This is a genomic window from Dictyobacter arantiisoli, from assembly GCF_008326305.1.
Taxonomy (GTDB): domain Bacteria; phylum Chloroflexota; class Ktedonobacteria; order Ktedonobacterales; family Ktedonobacteraceae; genus Dictyobacter; species Dictyobacter arantiisoli.
Genome location: NZ_BIXY01000010.1, coordinates 75700 through 98841, shown reverse-complemented (window position 1 = coordinate 98841; position 23142 = coordinate 75700). Strand labels below are relative to the sequence as shown.

The 23142-nt window shown below is 49.4% G+C and carries 18 protein-coding genes; 7 read left to right on the top strand and 11 right to left on the bottom strand.

Features of this window, described 5'->3' with window-relative positions:
* Positions 1–34 precede the first annotated feature (34 nt).
* The 4 genes from F1593_RS05280 to tgt all read right to left on the bottom strand — a co-directional run bounded on the left by F1593_RS05280 (position 35) and on the right by tgt (position 3925).
* Complete coding sequence (locus F1593_RS05280; protein ID WP_149400503.1) at positions 35–814, bottom strand: hypothetical protein; 780 nt, start codon at positions 812–814, stop codon at positions 35–37.
* Positions 815–866: 52 nt separating this feature from the next.
* Entirely contained in the window at positions 867–1511 is a 645-nt protein-coding gene (locus F1593_RS05275; RefSeq protein ID WP_149400502.1) for a GlcG/HbpS family heme-binding protein, read from the bottom strand.
* A gap of 366 nt (positions 1512–1877) precedes the next feature.
* Positions 1878–2723 (bottom strand): lipoate--protein ligase family protein, encoded by an 846-nt coding sequence (locus F1593_RS05270; protein ID WP_172631877.1) that lies wholly within the window; start codon positions 2721–2723, stop codon positions 1878–1880.
* 20 nt (positions 2724–2743) lie between these two features.
* Entirely contained in the window at positions 2744–3925 is a 1182-nt protein-coding gene (gene tgt / locus F1593_RS05265; protein WP_149400500.1) for a tRNA guanosine(34) transglycosylase Tgt, read from the bottom strand.
* Between the two features lie 548 nt (positions 3926–4473).
* Between tgt and F1593_RS05260 the strand changes: the two genes are divergently transcribed.
* The 3 genes from F1593_RS05260 (at position 4474) to F1593_RS05250 (ending at position 10744) form a co-directional block, all read left to right on the top strand.
* Positions 4474–4779, top strand: a complete 306-nt coding sequence (locus F1593_RS05260; protein ID WP_149400499.1) for a zinc-ribbon domain containing protein — start codon at positions 4474–4476, stop codon at positions 4777–4779.
* 696 nt (positions 4780–5475) lie between these two features.
* Positions 5476–7935 (top strand): RelA/SpoT family protein, encoded by a 2460-nt coding sequence (locus F1593_RS05255; protein WP_149400498.1) that lies wholly within the window; start codon positions 5476–5478, stop codon positions 7933–7935.
* A 328-nt stretch (positions 7936–8263) separates the two neighbouring features.
* Complete coding sequence (locus tag F1593_RS05250) at positions 8264–10744, top strand: RelA/SpoT family protein (RefSeq protein WP_172631876.1); 2481 nt, start codon at positions 8264–8266, stop codon at positions 10742–10744.
* Positions 10745–10854: 110 nt separating this feature from the next.
* On the opposite strand, the gene F1593_RS05245 is transcribed toward F1593_RS05250, so the two are convergent.
* The 3 genes from F1593_RS05245 to F1593_RS05235 form a co-directional block, all read right to left on the bottom strand.
* On the bottom strand, positions 10855–12087 hold the full coding sequence (locus tag F1593_RS05245) for a sigma-70 family RNA polymerase sigma factor (RefSeq protein ID WP_149400496.1): 1233 nt from the start codon (positions 12085–12087) through the stop codon (positions 10855–10857).
* A 477-nt stretch (positions 12088–12564) separates the two neighbouring features.
* A complete protein-coding gene (locus F1593_RS05240; protein WP_149400495.1) occupies positions 12565–13275 on the bottom strand; it encodes a DedA family protein in 711 nt (236 codons plus the stop codon).
* On the bottom strand, positions 13272–13700 hold the full coding sequence (locus F1593_RS05235) for a hypothetical protein (RefSeq protein WP_149400494.1): 429 nt from the start codon (positions 13698–13700) through the stop codon (positions 13272–13274). The genes F1593_RS05240 and F1593_RS05235 overlap by 4 nt, the downstream gene beginning before the upstream one ends.
* A gap of 67 nt (positions 13701–13767) precedes the next feature.
* Between F1593_RS05235 and dut the strand changes: the two genes are divergently transcribed.
* Complete coding sequence (gene dut, locus F1593_RS05230; protein WP_149400493.1) at positions 13768–14217, top strand: dUTP diphosphatase; 450 nt, start codon at positions 13768–13770, stop codon at positions 14215–14217.
* A 3-nt stretch (positions 14218–14220) separates the two neighbouring features.
* Positions 14221–14559, top strand: coding sequence for a DnaJ domain-containing protein (locus tag F1593_RS05225; protein ID WP_149400492.1), 339 nt, complete (start codon positions 14221–14223; stop codon positions 14557–14559).
* A 218-nt stretch (positions 14560–14777) separates the two neighbouring features.
* Here the strand turns inward: F1593_RS05225 and F1593_RS05220 are convergent, their stop codons facing one another.
* From F1593_RS05220 to F1593_RS05210, 3 genes are all read right to left on the bottom strand, one after another.
* Entirely contained in the window at positions 14778–16310 is a 1533-nt protein-coding gene (locus tag F1593_RS05220; protein WP_149400491.1) for a glycosyltransferase family 39 protein, read from the bottom strand.
* A gap of 203 nt (positions 16311–16513) precedes the next feature.
* Positions 16514–18481, bottom strand: coding sequence for an AAA family ATPase (locus F1593_RS05215; RefSeq protein ID WP_149400490.1), 1968 nt, complete (start codon positions 18479–18481; stop codon positions 16514–16516).
* Between the two features lie 185 nt (positions 18482–18666).
* Positions 18667–19371 carry a hypothetical protein gene (locus tag F1593_RS05210; protein WP_149400489.1) on the bottom strand — a complete coding sequence of 235 codons (705 nt, stop codon included), beginning with the start codon at positions 19369–19371 and terminating at the stop codon, positions 18667–18669.
* Between the two features lie 507 nt (positions 19372–19878).
* Between F1593_RS05210 and F1593_RS05205 the strand changes: the two genes are divergently transcribed.
* Positions 19879–21096, top strand: coding sequence for a hypothetical protein (locus F1593_RS05205; RefSeq protein WP_149400488.1), 1218 nt, complete (start codon positions 19879–19881; stop codon positions 21094–21096).
* A 10-nt stretch (positions 21097–21106) separates the two neighbouring features.
* Entirely contained in the window at positions 21107–21751 is a 645-nt protein-coding gene (locus tag F1593_RS05200) for an RsmD family RNA methyltransferase (protein WP_149400487.1), read from the top strand.
* Here F1593_RS05200 and F1593_RS05195 read toward each other — a convergent pair.
* Entirely contained in the window at positions 21736–22611 is an 876-nt protein-coding gene (locus tag F1593_RS05195; protein ID WP_172631875.1) for a sensor histidine kinase, read from the bottom strand. The two genes, F1593_RS05200 and F1593_RS05195, sit on opposite strands and share 16 nt — an antisense overlap.
* Positions 22612–23142: the final 531 nt, after the last annotated feature.

Here is a 23142-nt window from a genome sequence, read left to right as displayed (position 1 = left end):
TATATGCCCTCCTGGGCGGGCAATGCTTTGCTGTTTAGCGTTTTTTGCGTTGATTGGTGCGGTAGGATTGATAAAGATTGTCGTGCTCGCCCTTTACTCCCTGGCGTATGGTAGCCTGTGGGGCTTTCGGTACAGAGGTATTGGCGTTAACGGACTTGTTGTTATTTCTGCTGTTGACTTGTGCGTTACCGATCTGTTTGCCGTTGGGCAGGAAATCCAGGGCGACCAGCACATACAACAGGACGATCAAGGTGATGATATTCAAGAGGAAAGAGGTCGAGACTGGCAGGTTGATGCCAGGGATCGTGAATAAGTTCTTCTCGATATTCATACCAATTGTGAGGGTGCGCTCGTAGGGCAGGACTAGATTAGCACCAAACAGGTAGACAACCATACCGATAATGTGTCGTGTTTTGAACAGCCGTGGCTTGGCCGGTGTCTGTGCTCTGGCAGCTGGTTTGCTGCTCGCTACAGGATCGTTTTCTTTGGTGGTAGCGTTTTTGCCATTCAAGCTCTTTTTTGCACGAGCCATGCGCGCTTCGACGACTTTATCCTCATCGGTCGATTCTTCCACTTCAGACTTCTCAACTTTAGAGAAGAATTTGGGAAGGCTTAGCGACCGTCTGCTGCTTTTCACAGGGGTAATACCAATTTCTGGCTCTGCCAGCGTTCCAGTATCGCGAGTCAGATCTTCTGTTTGTGGCTCAAGCAGGGCCACTTCTTCCTGGGTTTCGGTGCCTGTGACAAGGACTGGACGGTTATGGGGTACGCGACGATGGGTTCTTCTCGCAGCGGTTTTATATTCTTGACTCATGCTTGGTCTCCTGGATGGTCCACCTCAGGTGGGTTGGCTGAATAGAACGGAATTAATGGCCGGGATTTTGCTCGCCTGTTGGTGCATCCTGTTGCGCGAGCGAGCCCTGGGATTGTGTCTCAAATGCTGATGGGGCGTTAGCGGGCACATTATTTGTCCCGTTTGTTCCATTGGCATAGAAAGAAGCCTGGGCATAGAGCGGCTGAGAGTAGGATGCCGATGATGCTGGCGCTGGCTGGGCATAGGCTGGTTGCACTGGCGGCGCGGGTACTGCCACAGGAGTCATGCTCTCAAGGGCAGCCAGACCTGCCTTCGCAATCTCATCATCACGACCGGGAGCATTGCCACCACTGACGCCAATACCACCGATTGTGATGCCATTGACACGCAAAGGCCAGCCACCAGCAGCCATAATGAATTGACCATGAGTCATACCAGCCAGACTGGCGGCAAAGCCCGGAATGCCAGGTCCCCATTGGGCAACTTCGTCGGTGGATTGATTAAACATCACCGCCGTATGTGCTTTGGCAATGCTGATATCGCCTGTAGCGAACCCGTAGGGGGCCATCATGCGTTCAAACAGTACCAGATGCCCTCCGGCATCTACAATGGCGATACTGACCGGGCTACGGCGTTCACGTGCCTTTTGCTTGGTGGCTTCCATGACCTTGTGCGCCATCTCAATCGATATACTCACGCCCAGATAACTCCTTACTAAATGACTGCTTCGCGTGCAACGTAGAGGTTGAAATATATTTCCATGACCTGTGTCTATTCCCTACCTGTTGCGTTTTTTATATCTCCGGTAGATAAAAATTTCTGGATAATTCCTCTACTTAAAAGTAAAAAACATAACAACATGTACGTTTGCTCATTGTACATCACATACCGTCCACGTGCAATGGATTGGTTTTATGTCCAGGGCTTTCCTGTTCTCTTTGTTGCAGCCTTCGTGGAGAGAGAACAGGAAAGGAGTAAAGACACCTTGTGCCCCGGCAGGAGAATTGATTGTGTGATGTTTTTGTTATCCTTATTTATTATGTACGTGGTTTTTGTGTTCGGGTTACAGGGCTACGTCCTGGCGTTCTGATATCAATTTCACACGCTCTTTGCGCCAGTTGAGTTTGTTATACTTCTCCTCAACCAGTTGATGTGCCAGATTCCATTCGGATGTACTGAGTTCTTCAGGCTCAAATTCATGGTGTAGGAAGGTGCTGAAGCCTTGCTTGAAGGCTGTGGCAACATCGTTCCAGCTAGCCTGGGGCGCAAAGGTATGGAGCGGTGTCGTTTTTTCGCTGTAGAGTGCCAGGGCTTCCTGGCGGGTTTCTGGATCAGGAAAACGGAGCATGTTGAAAAATTCAGCGGCCCGATCATCCAATGGCAATGAGCCTTGCTGAAGTAAGGACTGATCTTTCCAGACCTGGGCACTCCCGACCAGTTTAAAGCCTCCGCTGGTTAAATCTGCCTGGGTTGATGATGCAAAGCAGGCGGCCGATGGATGTTTGTTGACGCGCTCATCACTGATTTCGGCCTCCACCCCTATTTGACGCAACGCTGCCAGCAGTCCCTGTGAGAGATAGGCATAGGCGGCGACGACTCCTGAAGGTACACCGTCACGTTTACCGATCACGATGCTATACGTAAACTCATCGCGATGATAGACCGCACGTCCCCCGGTTGGACGACGTACCAGGATCGTTCCCTGACGCTCACACTCAGTCACATCGATCTCGCGTTCAATGCTTTGAAATCTTCCCAGTGAAATTGCCGGTTGGGACCAGCGAAAGACGCGTAGCGTTGGTGGCACCTGATCCTGAATATGATGAAAAAGAATAGCCTCATCAATAGCCATATTTAAAGCGGCATCTTGAATACCGGTCTCGACAAAACGATAGGGTGCTGTCTGCATAACTCTGTTCCTGTCAGGTGCTATGCGCGTTGATCGCGCGCTTTGATCCATTTTTCGCGTTGTGCTTCGCGCACTTTCTCAGATGCTGGCACATAGCGTGCCAGAAATGTCTCGCGAAAAGTTGGATAGGTACCATTTATAATCGACTCGCGTAGTTCTTTAGCGAGGCGGAGCATAAAACGTATATTATGAATACTACCCAGACGATAGTAGAGCTGTTCTTCTGCGCGTGCCAGATGGCAGACATAGGCGGCGCTATAATGCTGGCAGGTGTAGCAATCGCAGCCCTCCTCAATGGGACCGTGGGCAGTGCGGAAGCGCGCACCCTTGATGCTTACCCGTCCATCGCGGGTAAAGAGTCCACCATGCCGGGCAACGCGTGTCGGGAGGACACAATCAAACATATCCATGCCTAACCCGACGCCAATGACCAGATCTTCGGGTGATCCAACTCCCAGCAGATGGCGTGGTTTGTCGCGTGGCAATTCTGGCGTTACATGCTTGAGCATCTCCCACATCTGCTCTTTTGGCTCGCCGACCGATAGGCCGCCGATCGAGAGTCCTTGAAAAGGCATGTTCCCGATCACCTGGGCGCTCTGGGCGCGTAAATCAGCTTCAAAGGCCCCCTGAACAATACCAAAGAGTGTCTGCTCCGGACGGAGTTTCTCTTTTTCTACCAGCGCACGTTCTTCCCAGCGGTGGGTCCATTCCATCGCCTTACGGGCCTCGGTAGGATTTGAGGGATAGGGCGCGCAAATGTCCAGCGGTAGGACAATGTCAGCCCCCAGTTCAGCCTCAATCTGCATGACGCGTTCGGGGGTGAGCGCGTGCGACGAGCCATCCAGGTGTGACTTAAAGACCACACCATCTTCATTTAATTTGCGATTATGGGCCAGGCTCCAGACCTGGAAGCCGCCGCTATCCGTCAGAATTGGGCCCTGCCAGTTCATAAATGAGTGCAGACCACCAAAGGAATCGATCAAAGCCGATCCCGGTCGTAGCATCAAATGATAGGTATTGGCAAGAATGATTTGTGCGCCAACTCCGTGTAGTTCTTCAGGTGAAACGCTTTTGACTGTTGCCTGTGTTCCAACTGGCATAAAGATCGGCGTCTCGATGGTCCCGTGGGGAGTCTGAATCGTTCCGGCCCGCGCCCACGTCTCGGAAGATTCAGCGTCAATTGTAAAGTTAAATGATGACATGTAATTCCCAAACACAATGCGGTATAGATGGGCACCAACAAATAAAATAGCTACCCATTGTTCTCTTTATTTTCTCATGAGCGTCAAGTTGGAACTCGGGTTGGTCTGGGTTGCTCTCCCTGCGCCGCTGAAGGCGGCAATCAAGAGAAGGGAATGTGTGGTAATAATTCTACTGATACTTTCTACTGTCCATCACGGTAGGATATAACAAAAAGATAGCAGTTATAGAAAGGATAGGTATGAACTCTACATACGCATGATTAAGAATACGCTTATAAAAGCTAACTGTAATCATCATATGTAAATTAGCAAATCCTGTTCCATATAAAAGATACATAAAAATATGTACCATAGAGACAATTTATCATAAAAACCCTTGCAAATCACGAAACAATAGTGTATGCTTTCAAACGGTATCCAATCTCGGTCTTGCATACAGTACTCGTCCAGGGTATAAAATCCCACACTGATAGGGGGAGTAAAACTGGTGACAACTGCTAGGATATGGACCTGGAGGATTACCAACATATCACACAGGAGGTCCCTAGTTGAATTTAGCTGACAAAACCTTAAAATGTCGTGAGTGCGGAAGCGATTTCGTATTCACCGCCGGAGAGCAAGAATTCTACCAGCAAAAAGGTCTATTAAACCAGCCTGGACGCTGTCCATCATGCCGTGCCGCCCGTCGTCAGGCGAATGGTGGTTCTGGTAGCCGCGAGCGTGCCCCGCGCGAAATGCATACCGTAACTTGTGCCGAGTGTGGTACTGAAACGCAGGTGCCATTCTTGCCAAAGAATGATCGCCCCGTCTATTGCAGCCCTTGCTATGACAAGGTCCGTGTGGCTCGCGACTAGCATTCCCTGGTAGTCGGGTAGTCCATGCGTACAGTGACTCAGGTGAAGGGTGCTCCGAACCACCAGGGACGGAATTCCTTCTCTGCTGTGCGATAGACAGAAAATAACTAATTTTTTTCCAAAAGAAATGTAAAGGCTTAGCTAAGGTGTGTTCTTAGCTAAGCCTTTTTAGCTGCGTACCTGAGTTTTCGCGTCTTCAGCGCTCAGGAGATTTTTCATGTGGGGGCAAAAATGGGTAGAGCCCATTTTTGCCCCCACATGAAAAAGGGATTGGACATTTGTCCGGGTGGATAAGGCCACGATCTAGCCGGATGGTAAAAGTACAGGAAAGATCCGGAATTATGTGTAAAGCGTCTACTTTTGCCGATTCGGGAATAACAGCGAGCCTGTATCTGTCATCTGAAATAGATGAAGTAAATAATCTGTACCTCGTCACTACACCTGAATGTCCTCTTTTTACCCCTTCTTCAACGTAAGTGGTATAGTATCTGCTTGACAGTCTCACTTTGCTCCTTATAATAGAGAAGTAACATCACTTTTGCCTGGATGTAAGTGTTCCCAGATGTAGAGACGCTCTTTTATGCGAGTAAATCTCTCGAGAGGGAACACTTTATCGTAACAGGCATTGTAAAAAGCTCGCCAACTCTCCAACAGGTATGGGCAGATGGTACAGCATGTAGTAGCAGGTATTAGAGAATGGCTACCAATTTCGACAAAATTGCTGATGAGTCCGATAAATCCAGTGATACGCAGGCGATTGTTCCTATGGTACGCACCACAATGACTATGGGAGCGAAAGTCACGCAGTCGCGTATGACGATCCAGGACTTGTTAACTGAGACACGGCAATACCTTACTCCAGAAGACATGGAGAAGATTCAGCGTGCTTACGATTTAGCGCATCGTGCACATAAGGGGGCCTTGCGACGCTCTGGCGAACCTTATATTCAACATCCGTTGGAGGTAGCCCTACTGCTTGCTGGAATGCGTATCGATGCGGATGGTATTGTCTCTGCACTCCTCCATGATGTAGTTGAAGATACTGAGTATTCACTTGAAGATCTGCGTGAGCAATTTGGTTCCTCTGTAGCCCATATTGTGGATGGGGTGACGAAGTTTGATACGCTCGCCGGTACAAAGCCCGCGAAATCAGGGCAGGAAGGCGCCAGCACTGCAGTTGAGGATCAAGCCACTCTGACCGCAGGTGTTCCTCCTTCGCTGGTTGATAAACGCCGTATTCGAACAGAGACGGTGCGTAAGATGCTGCTGGCAATGGCTGAAGATCCACGGGTGGTGGTGGTAAAGTTGGCTGATCGTCTGCATAATATGCGCACGCTGGGCGCGATGTCTACCGCGCAGCAACAGAATACTTCGCGCGAGACCAGTGAGATTTATGCCCCTCTGGCCCGTCGCCTGGGGATGTCCCTGGTGCAGGCTGACCTTGAAGATCTGTCCTTTGGCTATCTTGAGCCTGAAAAATATGTCAAACTGGCGAAACAGGTGGCTGAAGAGGTGAAACGACGCATGCCATTTATCACCGAGGTCTGTCGAGTGCTGCGCGATGAGATGAGACGCGCGGGCATTCACGCCGATGTGCTGGCATGGCAGAAACATCTCGCCAGTATTAACCGCAAGTTGGAAGATGTGCCCGCCCAGCTGAACGGCAATGAGTTGAGTCAGATCCACGATCTGATCTCTTTCCGCATTCTGGTGGACTCGGATTATGAGTGTTATCTGGCCCTGGGGCACATCCATGCCCTCTGGCGTCCAAAGGATGGACGCATTAAGGATTTTATTGCGACCCCCAAGCTGAATGGCTATCAATCCCTCCATACGACGGTCTTTTGTCTGGAGAATCGTCTGGCTGAAATTCAAATTCGCACCTATGATATGCAACGTACTGCGGATTATGGCATCGCCAGTTACTGGTTCCTTAAAGAACGTATGGGGCACGCCGATAAAGAACAAAATGAGCATGATGAGGCAAAACCAGGAAGCTGGCGTCTCTCCTATCGCGAGATGATGACGTGGATTGAGCAATTGCGCGAGTGGCAACGTGCCTTGCCACAAGGTGCGGATGAGTTCGTTGAGGCGGTCAAGGGTGATATCTTCCAGGAGCAGATCTTTGTGTTTACTCCACAGGGAGAGGTCAAGGATTTGCCGCGTGGTTCAACTCCGCTGGATATGGCCTATCGCATTCACACTGATCTTGGCGATCATTGCGCTGGTGCACGCATCATTACCAATACTGATGATAGTGGACATCTGGTGACACGTCTGGTGCCGTTGGATTATGAGCTTAAGGGCGGCGAAATTGTCGAGATTATGGTCAATCGGACCGTTCACCCGACCAGGGATTGGCTGTCCTTTGCGCGTACGGCGGCGGCCCGCAATAAGATTCGGCGCTATCTTAAAACGTATGAGCGCGAAATCAACTTGCAACTGGGACGTGAACGGTTAGACTTCGCCTTGAAGACAGCGGGTATGGCCGGCTTAAATGAATTGGTTGAAAGCCTGTTATATCAACTGTATATTGAAGAGCCGCGTTCATTGTTGCTCTCCAAGAAATACAGTATGCTTGAAGATATCTATGTGGCTCTGGGCCGCGAAGATGTGCAGGTCGAACAGGTCCTTACTCCTTTACAGGAGCAACTTCCACCCTGTGAAGAGAGTGACGAGAACGAGAATAGTTTTTATCCACATAAAGATGGAGAAAAGGCCAGCCCCTTGCAACTGGGCCGCTGTTGTTGTCCCGTTCCTGGGGATGCGATTGTAGGACAGATGACCCGTGATCAAGGTGTTGTGATTCATCGTTGTGATTGTGAGCAATTGCATCGCAATCCAGATACAGCCAATCACTTGATCGAATTTAGCTGGCAACAGATTCATCCCGAGAACTATCTGGTTGCCATTACGCTGGTGGCTCATGATCGTTCGGGCCTTTTGCGCGATGTTGCCGCAGTGGTAACCGATGCGGGTATCAATATGGTATCTGTGACCTCAACCACAAATCCTGCTTCGCAGAAAGCAGTGATTACCGCGACACTTGAGATTGCGGCGAACGCCGGAGCATTTGTGGATCAGATGGAGCGTATTTTACGGCGTTTGCGCCAGGTCAAAACGGTTGTCAGTGTTGAGCGCGCACCAGGAAAATAAGGCTCCTGCCATTGGGGGGCATTCGTCGCAATCGAGTGCCCCCATCCCCATAACAGCAGGATGTAATTCCACTTTTATTGTGAGAAGCACGCGTTGTGAATGTGCGAAAATGTATAGTGTGCATTAGAGTGACGCATATGGATGTTTCATTTTGTTCACCAAAAGTACAAACTCATCCAACAAGATGCATTGTGGTACGTATACTACTGTGGGGAGATGATTGTAGGTTGTTGCCTGGTAGTATCAACAACTCGAAGCAGGTATTTTTATACTGAGTCAATATACCGGACAGTCCCTCTTGGATATGTCATATGGCCGTAAAAGAATTATGATAGATAGGTCTGTAGAACAACAATTTGCTGAGCCTCCTTATCCGGTTGCGATGATGCAATTACTCTCGCTGGTTCGTCACTATATGACGCCAGCTGAGGTGGACTATGTGGTAAAAGCTTTTCAGCTTACCCGAGAAACGTGCCAGGATGTTCCTGGCAATCCCACTCGTCCAATTGCTCCTCTGGATCATGCACTGGCTGTGACGACTATTATGGCACAGATGATGCATGTTGATTCCATTGGAATCGCTGCTGGTCTGGTATATGAGGCTGTTGACGCTGAACTTTTATTGATTGAACAGGTTGAGTATGTGTTGGGAGCAGCTACAGCACGTATCGCAGAAAGCATGCTACGCCTCAATATCCTGGAACGCAAAAAACAGAATGCCGCTACTGGCGCTATACTGGCAATTCAGAATACACAACTCTCGTCGTCAAAGAAAGCCTATAACGAGCGTGATGATGATGGGACGCTGTCTGCTTTAGAAAGTAAGAAGCCACGTGTACGTGAGGCTATGCGTCGCCAGCAGGCCGAAACTGTCCGCAAGATGTTTGTGGCGATGGCCGATGATCCTCGCGTCGTCTTATTGAAGCTCGCATATCGCTTGCATGCTATGCGTTTGATGTGTCAGCAAGACTATCATGGCGATCCACAAGAGATGTTGACGATGGCCGAGGAGTCACGTGAGATTTATGCGCCTCTGGCTGGCCGTCTGGGTATGTCTCTGGTGGAGAGTGAGCTACAGGATCTGGCCTTTCAAATTCTCGAACCTGATCGCTACATTTGGGTACGCAATACGCTGGATGTGGAAACAAAGCAGTGGCGTTCGTATGTTGAACGTGTCTGTGATAGGTTGCGGTCCGAAATGGCTTCGCTGGGTGTCACAGCGGAAATCTCTGGACGCGTCAAGCATCCATACAGCTTTTATAAAAAGATTGTGCGCATTGGCGAGGATGATACTGATTTTGAACGCTTAAAAGCTGTTTTTGATATCAGCCAGATCCATGACCTGCTGGCATTCCGTATCCTGGTTGACACCACTACAGACTGTTATGTGGCCCTGGGGCATGTACACAGCCTCTGGCGTCCCAAGGAAGGACGTATTAAAGATTTTATCGCCAATCCTAAACCCAATGGATATAGTGCGTTGCATACCACTGTTTTCTGCCTGGACGATCAGTTGGTAGAGATTCAGATTCGCACCCATGAAATGCATGAGACAGCCGAATATGGGGTCGCCATGCATTGGCACTATAAAGATGTGGGGGATACGGCTTCGGCTTCGGCGAAAGAACTCTTAACCTGGCTGCGTCAACTGACGGAATGGCAGCAAGATCTACGCATCGCCAATGCCAGTGATACCGAGTTTGTGGAAGCGGTCAAGGATGATTATTTTCAAGAACAGATCTTTGTCTTGACGCCCAAGGGTGAGGTCAAAGATCTACCGGTTGGTTCGACACCATTGGACTTTGCGTATCGCATCCACTCGAAGATTGGGGATCATTGTTCGGGTGCGCGTATCATTTCTTCGGATGGGGATGGAAGCGGTGATCGTCTGGTATCGCGTATGGTACCACTGAACTATGAGCTAAAAAACGGTGAGATTGTCGATATTGTGACCAGCCGTAGTGCTCATCCAACACGCGACTGGTTAAATTCCGCACGTACTACTGCGGCTCGTAATAAGATTCGGCGCTATCTTAAAATCAATGAGCGACCAATCAATATCCAGATTGGACAGGAACGTCTGGAGCGCGAGTTAAAAGCACTGGGGACGCGCGATGCTTCCTCGATTAGTGAGGATGCTGAAAATTGGGTTTGTAGCAGTCTGAATGCTGACTCATTCGATGATCTTCTGGCTGCTATTGGCGCGGATGATCTCCGACCACGTGCCGTTATTGTCAAATTGCAGGAATACTGGCAGCGTGACCATCGGGAGAAAGATAAAGACAAGGATGCGAGGGAGGCTGAAGGAAACATCTCTCTGCCAGCCGCTACGCCGAGCAAACAGGCTGTTGCTCAATTAGAGGTGGCGGGTGTCAGCGGGCTCTTGACGCGCCTCGCCAACTGCTGCTATCCATTGCCAGATGACAATATTGTTGGCTTTATTAGTCGAGGTAAAGGCGTTATCGTTCATCGTTCTGATTGTCGTAACGTTGCTCGCTTAGGGGAAAAGGATCGTGAACGCCTGATCCACGTCAATTGGGCTGGCATGGGACCATTGCGCTATAATGCTCCAGTCGTCATTACTGCCAATGATCGTACTGGCTTGATACGGGATGTTGCGACCGTCGTCTCTGATGCAGGGGCTAATCTGATGTCAATCAATTCTAATGTCAGCACCAATCATCAGACCGTCGTGATCATGGCGACATTAGAAATTGACGATCTCGATCAATTGCATCGACTCTTTAGCAAACTGGAGCGCATCAAAGGAGTTACCCACGTTGCCCGTGACCTCGGACAACGTAAATAAGCATATGGCACAAATGAGACCCAGGTTTATCCGAGAGGATGTGCTTCATTGAAGCACACCCTCTCGGATAAACCTGGGTCTCAAAAGCTTTTCTTGTTACGCCGTTTGATTTAGCTCCGTAGGCGTTCCAACACAGGTGGCTGTCTGAGTTTGGCCAGCGCGCCAGCCTCGATCTGACGAACACGCTCACGCGTAATTCCCAGTTCGCGACCAACTTGCTCTAGCGGATGGGCTTGTCCATTTCCAAGACCAAAGCGCAACTGTAATACCAACTGTTCACGGGGCGTCAGCACCGATTCGAGCACGCGTTGCACCTCATCCTTTAATGTCTGAGTGGTAGCCAGTTCTTCTGGAGATGAGGACTCGGTATCTGCCAGCACATCACCTAATTCCTGCTCCTCATCTTCGCCGACTGGTAGCTCAAGAGAAACAGGGGCTCCGGGAGCTGACTGAAGCTCTACCATGCGAATAGGATCAAGTCCTGTTGCTTCGGCTAACTCCATCTCGGTTGGTTCGCGACCAAGTTCCTGCAAGAGGCGCTGACGTTCGCGACGGATACGGTTCAAGGCGGTGTTTACATAGACGGGAAGGCGGATCGTGCGTCCTTTATCTGCCACAGCTCGACTGATTGCCTGGCGAATCCACCAGGTTGCATGGGTCGAGAAGCGATGTCCGCGACGCCAATCGTAGCGTTGTACCGCACGAATGAGACCAATATTGCCTTCTTGAATAAGATCGAGCAAAGTCAGGCCGCGACCAACATAGCGTTTGGCAATGCTGACCACTAAGCGTAGATTTGCCAGGATAAACTGCTTCATTGCATCGCGATCACCAGATTCGATGCGTTGCGCCAGTTCAACCTCGCGTTCATGGGAAATCATAGGAACGCGACCGATTTCACGCAAATAGGTCATCACCGCGTCGGATTCACCGGCATCGGCAGAATTTACTTGATTATCATCCTGATCTTCGGAGCGGCGACGGCGCGCAGCGGTACGGCGGGCCGGTGTCTCTTCATCAGCATGGCTAGTAGGAGTTGTGATCGTTGCATCGACTTCCAGATCAGAAGTTGTGGCTCCGTCATGGATTTCGGAATCAACTAAATCTTCTAATTCCAATGGTCCGGTCTCGATATCGAGTGAACCTGTATCCACTCCGTTCAAATCGTCATCCAACTCATGATCGTCTTTGCCAGTGTCAACTTCCACATCATCCTCTGATGTATAGTCAAGATCTTTGGTCAGCAACTTTTCGACAATGTCGTAAGGCTTCTCTAGATCTGCATTATGCGATTTATGTAAGGTAAGCGTTGTTCCCGTCATGGCACGCTTTGTGTCTATCATTGTGCGCCCTCCATGAAAAGTAGTATATCCTAAGCAGCAAGATATCTGTTCGTAGTCAGTTTGGTCCAACACTCAGAGAAAGCGAGCCTTCACCGGACCCTTCTGTCCGAACCGAGTGGGAGGAAAATCAATGACATGCATCTTGTCTCTACTGGTAGAAACATCGCCCGAGCGAATTTTATTCCTCATTCTTATGGCACACCATGCCTCTTTCTGCTAACGCTGTGCGGAGCGCATACAATGCCACCGATAATTGCCAACCAGTGGATAAGACAATATCGTTGCCAGTGAGTCAGGGAACGAGATCCCTACCTCAATTATAACGCAAGTCACCCTTTCATTCTAGTCCCAATGGCCTGGATTTGGCGTCATTTTCTTAGGAAAACCTAACAGGGATGTAATCCATCTGTATTTTTATACGTTTGAACCCTTCTTAAAGTGGCAAGAAATAGAGTCATTATTTGAATTTTCTTCTTGCTAACTTTTTTTGGCGTTCACCGTGACCTTCATAACCTCCAATGACTGTAACTTTTTCGGCTCTGTTTCCGCTGTTATCTCTGTTTGTGCCCGTGCCGCTTGCATACGGCGGAGGGTGCGTACCAATAGGACGACCAGATAGACGGCAATGAGTAATAAAAATAACAGGATTGAGGCTGTGGTCATTAAATTATTGATTTCTTCCCAGCTTGTGCCAAAGGCAAAGCCTAGAATTAGAGAAGGCATAATGCCTATAGTTTCTCCCAGGGCATCCGCGAGCAGAAATTTGCGATAGGGATAGCGTTCGGCTCCTGCTAAAATATTGATAGAGCCTCCCAACGCAGGCACAAGGCAACGGCTCAAAAAGATGGCCCAGATGCCACGACGTTGAAAATACTCCTGTGAACGAACTACAACTTTGGGAGAGATAAAGCGGATGCGTTTTTGTGTGCTGAGCCAGTCGATAATACGCGATCCCAGTTTACGACCAATCAGATAACCGATACTATCGCCACAGACGGATGCAGTGAGTGTGGTAATGAAGAGCAGGATTACATTGAAGTCGCCGAGGGCCGCGAATGCACCGGTAGCTAGAAGTAGCAATCCAATAGGGAGCGGTAAACCAATGGCTGCAATGCAGACGCATACCCACAGCGCTGGATATCCGTAGATTTGCAGCCAGGTTAAAATCAATGGAAGTAGTGTGCTCAAATATTTCGTTGCCCCCCTCTATCTGTTGTCGGGGTGGGATACGGTTTGAATGGATGTTTTTTATGGTAGGATAGAATAGATGATTGTATTCGGTGGATAACGACATCCACCGGCTGTTTGCGCTGGAAAGCAACAACCTGAAGGGTACAATGGCGTGTCACTGCGTCCTCTTTGAGCTGCAAGGATGTATAGATGAGATTACTGGGAACACGATAGACATGCGCGACATAAGGAATGGTCATCCATTGGCGAATCAGTCGCACATCACCCTGACCGACCATTATCTGTTGTTGGTGGACGGTTTGGACCTCGTGGATCGTGGCATTGGTCGCGATTCCTGCTGCGATAATTGCCAGTAGCAGACAAAAACTAATCAAGATGAAGCGTTGTTGAATGGTTTTTCTTGGCATTTCTTCTGTTTGCATGGTTACAAAATGAACCCCTGAATTATCCCTTGACGTGGCACTTTCTATTCTCTAGAATATACCCTATATGGACGTTTCAACACAACCTCTCACGATAAATATAAAAAGAATTGATTCCGAACTGCCGTTGCCTACCTATGCAACGGTCGGATCTGTTGGATTTGATCTGCTCTGTCGAGTAGATACTGAGGTCGCGCCACGCGGGCTGGCCTTGCTCCCCAGTAATTTGATCGTAGAAACCCCTCCCGGCTATATGTTGCTCCTGACGATGCGCAGCAGTACCGCGCGTCGCAAAGGACTCTTAATGCCGAATGGAGTGGGTGTGATTGATCAGGATTATTGTGGGGACGGAGACGAATTAATGGTTTCCGTCTATAACTTTCGTGACGAGCCGGTCACAGTCTTGCGTGGCGAGCGGGTCGCGCAAGGTATTTTTCTTCCCATTGGACGTTTTGAATGGAATGAAGTGGAGCACGTTGGAAAGGGGCGCGGGGGCTTCGGAAGTACAGGTGATTAGCTTATGGCTCTACCAGATTATTATGCCATTCTAGAGATTGAGAGTACAGCGACTCTCGCCGATATCAAGCAAGCATATCGACGCCTGGCACGCATCTATCATCCAGATCTAAACAGGCAAGTGGGAGATCGTCGCATCAAACAAATCAATGAGGCTTATGCCGTCTTGAGCGATGTCACCAGACGTACCATCTATGATATTCAACGTCTGGAAGCGATGAAACGCGATATAGTGCTTGATTTCATTATCAAACAGCGCCAGCAGGCCAGACACACCCAGCGCATGACCTGGAAAGAAGGAGCCATCGGTTTCGTGCGCGAACTCAAAAATAACATGCACTAAATAGGGTCAGAAGAGAAGAAAAACAGCTTTCTTGCCAGCAAGAAAGCTGTTTTTCTTCTCTTCACTGTTTTTTTTCTTCACGGCGGGCCTGAAGGAAGGAGAGCAGGAGTGATCCTACGAGTACTCCAACCAGGGCTAATTCTACCGTACTAAAAGTTTTCTTCTTTTGCATATCGCTACCCCCTTTGGGAATTCATCAATGCTAAAAACACTCTTTGCTATATCTTAACCCATAATGAACTGCCATTGCCATAGTGGTGCACCTCACGAAAGTGTTGTTTGACCCAGGTTCGAAAATCCGCCAGAGCTGGATGAGTGAGGCGCCCGGTATAGAAGAGGACGGCCTGGACTTTGGATTGTGAGGCGCTTTGAATAAGCTGCTGGCCGGTAACATAGTGCGTATTAATACGGACACTGGAGGTATCAACCAGGTCGGGGGGGGTATTTCGCGCGGCCAGGCCAGCGATAAATTGCCCGTCTGTAATCACAAACGCATCGGGGGCGACGGCCTGTCGAAGATCCTGCGCGACCCGCAAAGAACCTCTGGTGCTGCCAGTAAGATCTTGCGCTTGCAGTTGATTATAATTTCCTCGGATTTGATAGGCTCCGAGGGCTAATGTAATGAGCATGAGGAGCAGGCTCATACCAGTGAGCAGTGTGGGGCGTTGCATCCATTGAGCTTTATTGCGTGGCAGACTTCCCAATCCCATGACGGCCAAAGCGATCAACGGCGGCACAATAATCACAAAATGATGTTGAAATAAGGGTTGTTGTTGCCAGAGCAGGAGCGCTGATACGCCCGCCCAGGCGAGCAGAGGAATGACACGCCAGTCTTTCTTGAGGCAGGCTATCACTGTTCCATAGAGCGCTGCGGCACCCAGAGGTGAGAGCAAGAAGCGCGCGATCAGTCCAAGGTTTCCACCCTGATGACTAACGACTTTAGCTGCGTTGTGAAATGAAACGACCTGCGACCAGAAGGCGGAAAGCGAGTTAAGATAAGGGAGCATGATCAAGACAGACACGGCAATCAATACAACGAGGCCGACCATAAGGGAGCGGGCCGAGCGCCAGCGTGTATCGCCAGGCTGTTTGCTAATGCGCCAGATATGCGCCAGGGCGAGCAGCGTAATGGGCACAAAAGTGGCGACGGCAAATAATTTGCTGAAGAGGCTCAGGGTAAGAGTAAGAGTGCTGAGGGCCGCATAAAGATTGCCCCGCCAGCCATTGGGATTTTCCCACCACAGATAGGCAAAGGCCACAGCCAGGATCGAGTAAGTTATCTGCGGACCTTCAGCTTCCAGGGTTTGCGAGGCCGAGAGGTAAATGGGACTGAGCAGCAGCAGGATCAGGGCGGCAAAGCCTCCTGTCCAGCGGCGCAACGCGAAGCCAGCTAGAAAGATACCGAGCAAGCCCAGTAGTGAAAGCAGGGCGATCCCCAGACGGGCAGCCCAGATGGTTTGTCCAAACAGGAGATAGGTTGGGAAGACCGAGAGCAAAAATAAGGGGGGCTGTGAATAAAAGGTTGTCTTATACAGTCCATAGCCTGCGCCAAGCGAGCGCAGTGTCTGCCAGTATACCCCTTCATCGTAGGAATCGCGGTCGAATTGTACACCTAGAGTATGCAAACGCATCAGCAGGGCTACAATAAAAAGCAGCACCAGACCAGCCGCGAGCAAGAATTTCTGCTGTGTAGTGATGCCAGGTGGGGTTGGTTCATGCGTACTGGCCGCATTTGATAGCACTGTGCTCATGGTTGTAAAACAATCTCCTCTATTCTACCAGGGGAACATCCTGTTACATTGTCCGATAGGGTCGTTTTCATCTGCTATCACAGTAGCAAAGAAAGTCATATTATTCAAGTAATCAGGGAGCGAAGACTCTATTTACCTATCGGATAGGAAAAAGCGAGGTATCCAACGGCTGGATACCTCGCTTTTTCTGACGCTCGTGCTCTTTATAGGGCAGGTGATTCAGGATTGTCTGGATAATCAAATGTTTCTATAAAACCGGACCCATTCAGCGAGGACATCGGGAACTGTAGTGTCCCATCAGGCAGTGTATTGTTCAGGATATGTGGTTCAGCCAGATGGCCTGTTCCCTGTGCACGTCCATTGCTCGTATTATGCTCGCTATTGCCGTTGCTATTCTGACCACTGTCGATACTCGGTAAAGGGGTGAGCTCGCCAAAGAGGTTCTGCGCCACGCGCCGTGCATCCGCATTATCGATCAACGTTTTGATTTCTTCCGTGACTAACTCGTCCTTTTCGATCAGTGCTTCGGCGACCGCGATCAGCGCCTCGCTATGTTCAAGGAAGAGTTGCTTGACAGCATTAAGCTGCGATTGAAGCAAACTTTCGACGCGCTCTGAGAAGCGTGGTATATTGCCGAGGGCTCCATTGGTACTCTGCATTGCCAGAATCGAGGCCAGGGTATTATCCATGCCGTAGGCACCGATATAGAGGGCTGCCTGTTGTGTCGCGCTCTGGAAATCTCCTGTCACACCACTGAGTTTGGTATTCAAGAAGAGTTCTTCAGCGGCCCGTGAGGCCAGTGAGACCTGTATACGAGCCAGGATATCTTCCCGGTTATGCGTGATCACCGTTTCTTTTGGTCGTGGATGGGCAAAGGCAGCGGCACCTTCCACATCCCCCCGCATATGGATCGTCACATAGGCCGGGAAGTAGCGATCCATCAGATAGTAACTGGCGACCGTGTGTCCGGCTTCATGATAGGCCAGACGGCGGCGTTCAATCTCTGTCAGTTCGCTCGATTGGCGCAGGCCATACTCATGTACATCCTGGGCCTCAATCAGATCTTTGTAGGTAACCTTTTGACGGCCTTCAAAGTGGGCAATGATAGTCGCTTCATTGATAACGTGCTTAATGGCGACCGGTGTATAGTTGACCAGCCGTGCGGAAAGCGCGCTGATAGAGATGTCTGGCTCATGCTCAATCTTATGGAGATAATACTCAATCACTTCGGGACGATATTTATCAGTTGGGGCCGCAATATGGATCTGACGATCAAAGCGCCCGGGCCGCAGTAGAGCTTGATCGAGGGCTTCAGGCAGGTTCGTCGCTCCGACGGTCAGAACCGGCTCGTTTTGTACGCGGCCATGCGTCAGGCCAAGCGTACGCAGGATCTTCTTAAACCAACCTGTCTCGATGTTTGGTGGGTCCATCTCCATCAAGAGCTGATTGAGCCCACCTGTGCCGCCACCCATCATTCCGCCCATCATGCCACCGCCCATGCCCATCGTGGGACCGTTTGCGCCGCGTGCCGTGCCAATTGCATCAATTTCATCCATAAACACCACGCAACCACCGTATTCGCGTGCCAGGCGGCGTGCTTTGCGATAGAGATTGCTGATCATCAGTACATCCATACCCATGAACATAGCTTTAAAACTGGATGCACTGGCATAGGCAAAGGGTACCCCGGCCTCAGTACTCATACATTGTGCCAGATAGCTCTTCCCGGTTCCCGGCGGTCCAGAAAGGAGCAAACCGCGAATAGGATTTCCGCCCATCTGCTGGAATTCTTTGACCCCCTGGAGTAGCGTGACAATGCGCCGTGCCGACTCAAGCACCTCTGGATTCCCTTTATAGTCCTCGAAGGTTACACCTGTTTCACCGGGCATCACCCAGTAGAGACGGGGTCTTCCTAGAAACCAGAAAATCGCGATAAATTGTACGAGCACAAAGAAGATGGCAAACATAATTTGCAGCAAAAGACCCACAGCCGTGATAGGATCAATACCTGCCACCGTCGTACCTGAGGCAAAGAACCAGATAACCAGCGCGAGCAGGGCAAGCCAGATCCAGGCTCGTCGTAAGAAGCGGCCAAACTGGTCCATACCCAGATCGATTGACTTATCCAGACTACTGCGTGGCCGTTTTGTATTGGTTGTATTTGTTGCCACTGCATCTATCCCTTCTGCATAGTGCCTGCTTCTATGAGTATGTGTAGAGTGAGCGATGAAGTTATTGGTTTTTCAGCGCCATCAGAGGTTGCAATTTTCGTATTCTGATGTTCTGTTCTGTTCTGTTCTGTTCTGTTCTGTTCTGTTCTGTTCTGTTCTGTTCTGTTCTGTTCTGTTCTGTTCTGTTATGCGCTCCGTGCCGACACATAATCGATCAAATAGATTTGACCATTGGCTAACGTGGTAAAGTGCCAGAGCACGATTAATCTGGTCGGGGCGGTTGATGTGCTGGTACTACTTGTGCTGGTCACTGTAAGATCAGTTTCAATGAATGTGTCTATCATGCCATCAGGGGCAGCATTGATACTGGTCACGCTCACATTGGTCCATTTCACCTGATTGTATTTTTCGCTAAATTGCAGCACATAAAGTGAGCTATCCGGTGGGCGATGCACCGTACTCATCGCCTTCTCAACTTCAAGCATAGTATTCAGCTTGCCATCGCGGAGTCCCAGCAACCAGTTTTGCACATCAGGACTGATCTGAGTATTTTTCTGGACCGAGCTTTTCATACTATCCTGCGAAGCCAGAGGAGCATTATTGCCCACAAAATAAGATGTTGCCACGATGCTTCCGATTAACAGTGCCAGTGCGAGTAACGAGACGAGCTTGTGGGTCCGAATCCAACTGATGATGTAGTAGAGTATTTTAAAGACAGGACGAAAAATAGCTTTAATCGTCCGGGCAAGTGGAGTTTGTCCTGGCCTTCTGCGCGCCGGTGTCAGCGCAACCTTTGGCCGTTCTTCATTGGGAGTCTCTATTTGAGGTGCTGCCGGTACTATCTGCGTTGGTGGCGGTTGAGTTGGTGCTGGTATCATAAGATCGCTCATCTCAACTTTCTCGCACCATAAATCTCATGCTTCCTATGAGATCTACATCGGTGGGACAAGAATGTACGAATTACGAGGGCCTGTCACTTTATGAAAAAGCGTGCTATGTTTGATGAATAGCCGTTTTCCTCACTCATCCACAAGAGAGTATTTTACGATAGTACCATACCTTATATCCGGGTATTAATCAAGATATACAACTGTATGAGATAATGTATCGGACACTTTCGTCGCCACGATAGTTCTTGCCACAACTTTCAGGCCTGTTGGGGATGTACCTGGAGGGTGTTTTTGATATAATGAAGATATACTGGTTACAATCGAGCTTATGCTCTTCAGTTAGATGAGCAAATGTGCTTTACTGGCTGTATCGCATGCCAGCAAAATGTGTCGCCATGTTCTGTTATTTGAAGCCCATGCATGCGTTTTATCTGTATGCGTGCAACGTGTTCTGATGACACGAACACCGGTAGACGTTTGATGAGCAGCACTGTATGAAGAAAGTAGGTGAGTGCGCCCATGGATGGCAGCAGGAAGATACAAGAAGGGTCCGGACCATATATCTGGTTGCGTTACGCGACCCAATATACCATCAGGGATGGTCGTACGCAGACGCTGGAGATGAGTGTTCCTGTCCCTATCGGGGCGAGTGTCGAAGAGCGTGCTGCTTTGATTCGTGAGGCTGAAGTGGGAATGCAGCAATTAGCAGCCCATATGGATCAGCGCGTTCCCTCTGGTACCAGCCAGACTCAACAGTCGGGATCAAAGAATGGACGTTCCTCCGCTCCCCAGCCAGCAGTAAACACACGCACCACGCCAGCACAGGCAACGGCTATACAACGCGGTAATCGTTCCGCAGCATTGGCTGCTCCTCAGACGGCAACCCAACCCGCCGCTCCCACCGGGGATGTGCAGGAAGAAGCGTCCGCAGGTCAGAGTATTGATAATTATCACAACGTGCCTGCCAATACTTCACAGACACAGGCCCGTCATGGTAGCGGCTTAAATTTGCCATCCAGTGAGCCGGGCAGCAACATACCATTGCCACAATTTATCCAGTATATTAAAGATAATCTAGATTTGACGCCGAAGCAGGCGATGGAAATGTTGAATGTTCGTTCTCTCACTACAGGTATCAATCTGCGGGATGCGTTAGAGCTGCTTAAAGAAAAAGTGGGACAGGTAGGACCCGCTCCCGCCTCACTACAGGTACCGAAACGAAGTAATGGAGAGGATGCCATGTCGGGTGAGGAACTGCCCAGACGCCAGCCGACGAGTGCATTACCCCATATAGTGCGTCCTGAACCAGATTCACCCATTATTGAGATGCGCGTGCGCCGTCCCAGTGTTGGCTTTGATGAAGAGATCGCTGACGAGGAACTGGGACGCCCTGCTGATGACGTGACCAGCTTCGATGAATTGGATGATTTGCCGATGCTGGGTGATGAGTTTAGTGAGCAGGAATTAGAGCGGGCACGCAACAAAGTCAACTCATTGCGCGAATCGCAGGGTCCGACCATTGTCAGTCCACAACGTTTACAGGTGCTTGGCAATGTAGTACTTTCTCAAATCAGTGAGCAGGAGCTGAACAAACTGATTAGTGGTGTCTGGAATATTCAGACACCCAAGAAGCTGAAAGTTGATCAGGCAGAGGCGTTGATCTCCTGGGCCAAACTAGAGGATGATTTTATGAAACAGGTGGAAGCTGTTCTAGAAGTGCTATAGGAGGAACGTTATGCGTGTAGTTACCGGCGAGGCTAAAGGCAAGAAATTAAAGTCACCGAAAACGATTGGGACACGTCCAATCATGGACCGTGTGAAGACGGCCCTGTTTGATATTCTCGCGTTTGAAATTAGCGATGTCCGTTTTCTGGATCTATTCGCAGGTACGGGAGGCGTGGGAATTGAAGCATTGAGCCGTGGCGCTGCCCGGGCGACATTTATTGAGATGAGTCCCCAGATCGTAAAGCTGGTACGTGAGAATTTACAGATCACTGGCATGACCAATCGTGCAGAGGCATTACAAGCGGATTCATTTAAGTTCTTATTATCCCACCAGCAACACCAGTCATCTGCATCCGTACTGGCGCGTGAGCGTGAGCGTGAGAAGCGTTCCTATTTTCCTGCCCCTTTGCCGGGCCAGCAGCGCGTGTATGACATTATTTATGTCGCTCCTCCTCAATATGAAGAGATGGCAGCGCGAGCCTTGCAATTGCTGGATAGCTCAACGCTATTAACAGGTGAGACACTGATCATCGTACAGATCCATCCGAAAGAGCGCCCCGGTGTTGCAGCTGTGGAATGTCACAATTTTGCATTAACCGATGAGCGCCGTTATGGCAGCACACTCTTGATGTTCTATCGTCAACGCAGTGCCTGAGAGGGCACGCGGTTGATCTCTGGTATGCCTTGTATATCTTGTATGCCTGGTACGGGCTGTTTCCTGACTGAAGCAGTCCGTGGCAGGATAAAACGGAAGCTGCTCCCTTCACCCATAATTCCTGTACTCTCCACCCAGATCTTCCCCTGCATACTTTCAATTAAATGCTTACAGGTTGTCAGTCCCAATCCCGCTCCCTGTACTGTCCCGGCAATATCGCGTTTGAGACGTACAAACTGCTCAAAAATACGATCCTGTTCTGCGGGTGGAATGCCAGGACCTCTATCAGTGACGCTGATGCAGATGTAATCCATGGCATCGTCATAAGCTGTGGCGCTTATCATCACTGGTGATGCCTCCGGCGTGTATTTGAATGCATTTGAGATGAGTTGTTGTAGCACATGGCGCAGACATGAGCTATCAGTGTAAGCCATCAGATCGTGTGCAGGAAGCTGAATCTGAAGACGTTGCTGTTCGGATGTGTCCAGGTCACCTGAGCTACAAAGTTCTTGTATCATCTGAGCGAGAGAACATTCCTCGCCTGGGATAGGTTGCTGCTGGTGATCGATATCCATATTCTTCAAGATATTGTTTACAATAGAGCAGAGATCTTCACAATATTGCACCGCGTTGCGCATATAGCTTGCATGAGATTCGTATTCGAGCGTACCATTTTTCTCAAAGATATATTGAAGCAGTCCAAAATATCCATAGACGGCCGTAAGTGGGGTACGCAACTCATGATTCATATTCGAGACAAACTGTTCCTGTGTCTCCTGTAACTGGCGGAACTGATCCTGAACCAGAGCCATCTGACGTTCAAGTTCACCCTGTTCAGCCTCGATAGCGGCTGGCGTCATTGCTATATCTGCTGTTATACCTGTTATGCCTGTATCTTTTGTTTCTGCTAGAGATGCTATATATTTTGTTTCTGCTAGAGATGCTATATATTTTGTGCGCAAGGAAATCATGCCTATACCAACTGCCGCAAGCACCAGTATATTTAGAATAAACACAAAGACTACTAGTACCATACTTATGTCAGGATGGTTGCTATGGAAGAGAAGCATGTGGCAGAACATAATTGTGAATGTGCTAACAAAGCAGACCAGGGCCCCTTTCTTGTGAAAAGCGACCGTGCATACCAGCATAGGAAGCAGCAAAACATAGCTATTGCGTATTTTTTCAAAGGTGAGAAAGTAAAAGATTGCGCTACCGAGAAACATTGAGAGACAAACTCCTATTCGTAGGGCAAAGGGTGCACGCGTAAATACACTAAGCCATGACCAACGCATCCTCTTACACATGTCTTACTCTTCCTTATGGCCTAAACTTATTAAATTATTATTCTTTGCGATAACAAAGTTAAAACAATTTTGACTTGTTTGTAA

Coding starts and splice junctions, on each gene's coding strand:
- F1593_RS05280 (WP_149400503.1), bottom strand. CDS start 814: ATGAGTCAAGAATATAAAACCGCTGCGAGAAGAACCCATCGTCGCGTA.
- F1593_RS05270 (WP_172631877.1), bottom strand. CDS start 2,723: ATGCAGACAGCACCCTATCGTTTTGTCGAGACCGGTATTCAAGATGCC.
- tgt (WP_149400500.1), bottom strand. CDS start 3,925: ATGTCATCATTTAACTTTACAATTGACGCTGAATCTTCCGAGACGTGG.
- F1593_RS05255 (WP_149400498.1), top strand. CDS start 5,476: ATGGCTACCAATTTCGACAAAATTGCTGATGAGTCCGATAAATCCAGT.
- F1593_RS05250 (WP_172631876.1), top strand. CDS start 8,264: ATGATAGATAGGTCTGTAGAACAACAATTTGCTGAGCCTCCTTATCCG.
- F1593_RS05245 (WP_149400496.1), bottom strand. CDS start 12,087: ATGATAGACACAAAGCGTGCCATGACGGGAACAACGCTTACCTTACAT.
- F1593_RS05235 (WP_149400494.1), bottom strand. CDS start 13,700: ATGCAAACAGAAGAAATGCCAAGAAAAACCATTCAACAACGCTTCATC.
- dut (WP_149400493.1), top strand. CDS start 13,768: ATGGACGTTTCAACACAACCTCTCACGATAAATATAAAAAGAATTGAT.
- F1593_RS05225 (WP_149400492.1), top strand. CDS start 14,221: ATGGCTCTACCAGATTATTATGCCATTCTAGAGATTGAGAGTACAGCG.
- F1593_RS05220 (WP_149400491.1), bottom strand. CDS start 16,310: ATGAGCACAGTGCTATCAAATGCGGCCAGTACGCATGAACCAACCCCA.
- F1593_RS05210 (WP_149400489.1), bottom strand. CDS start 19,371: ATGAGCGATCTTATGATACCAGCACCAACTCAACCGCCACCAACGCAG.
- F1593_RS05200 (WP_149400487.1), top strand. CDS start 21,107: ATGCGTGTAGTTACCGGCGAGGCTAAAGGCAAGAAATTAAAGTCACCG.
- F1593_RS05195 (WP_172631875.1), bottom strand. CDS start 22,611: ATGACGCCAGCCGCTATCGAGGCTGAACAGGGTGAACTTGAACGTCAG.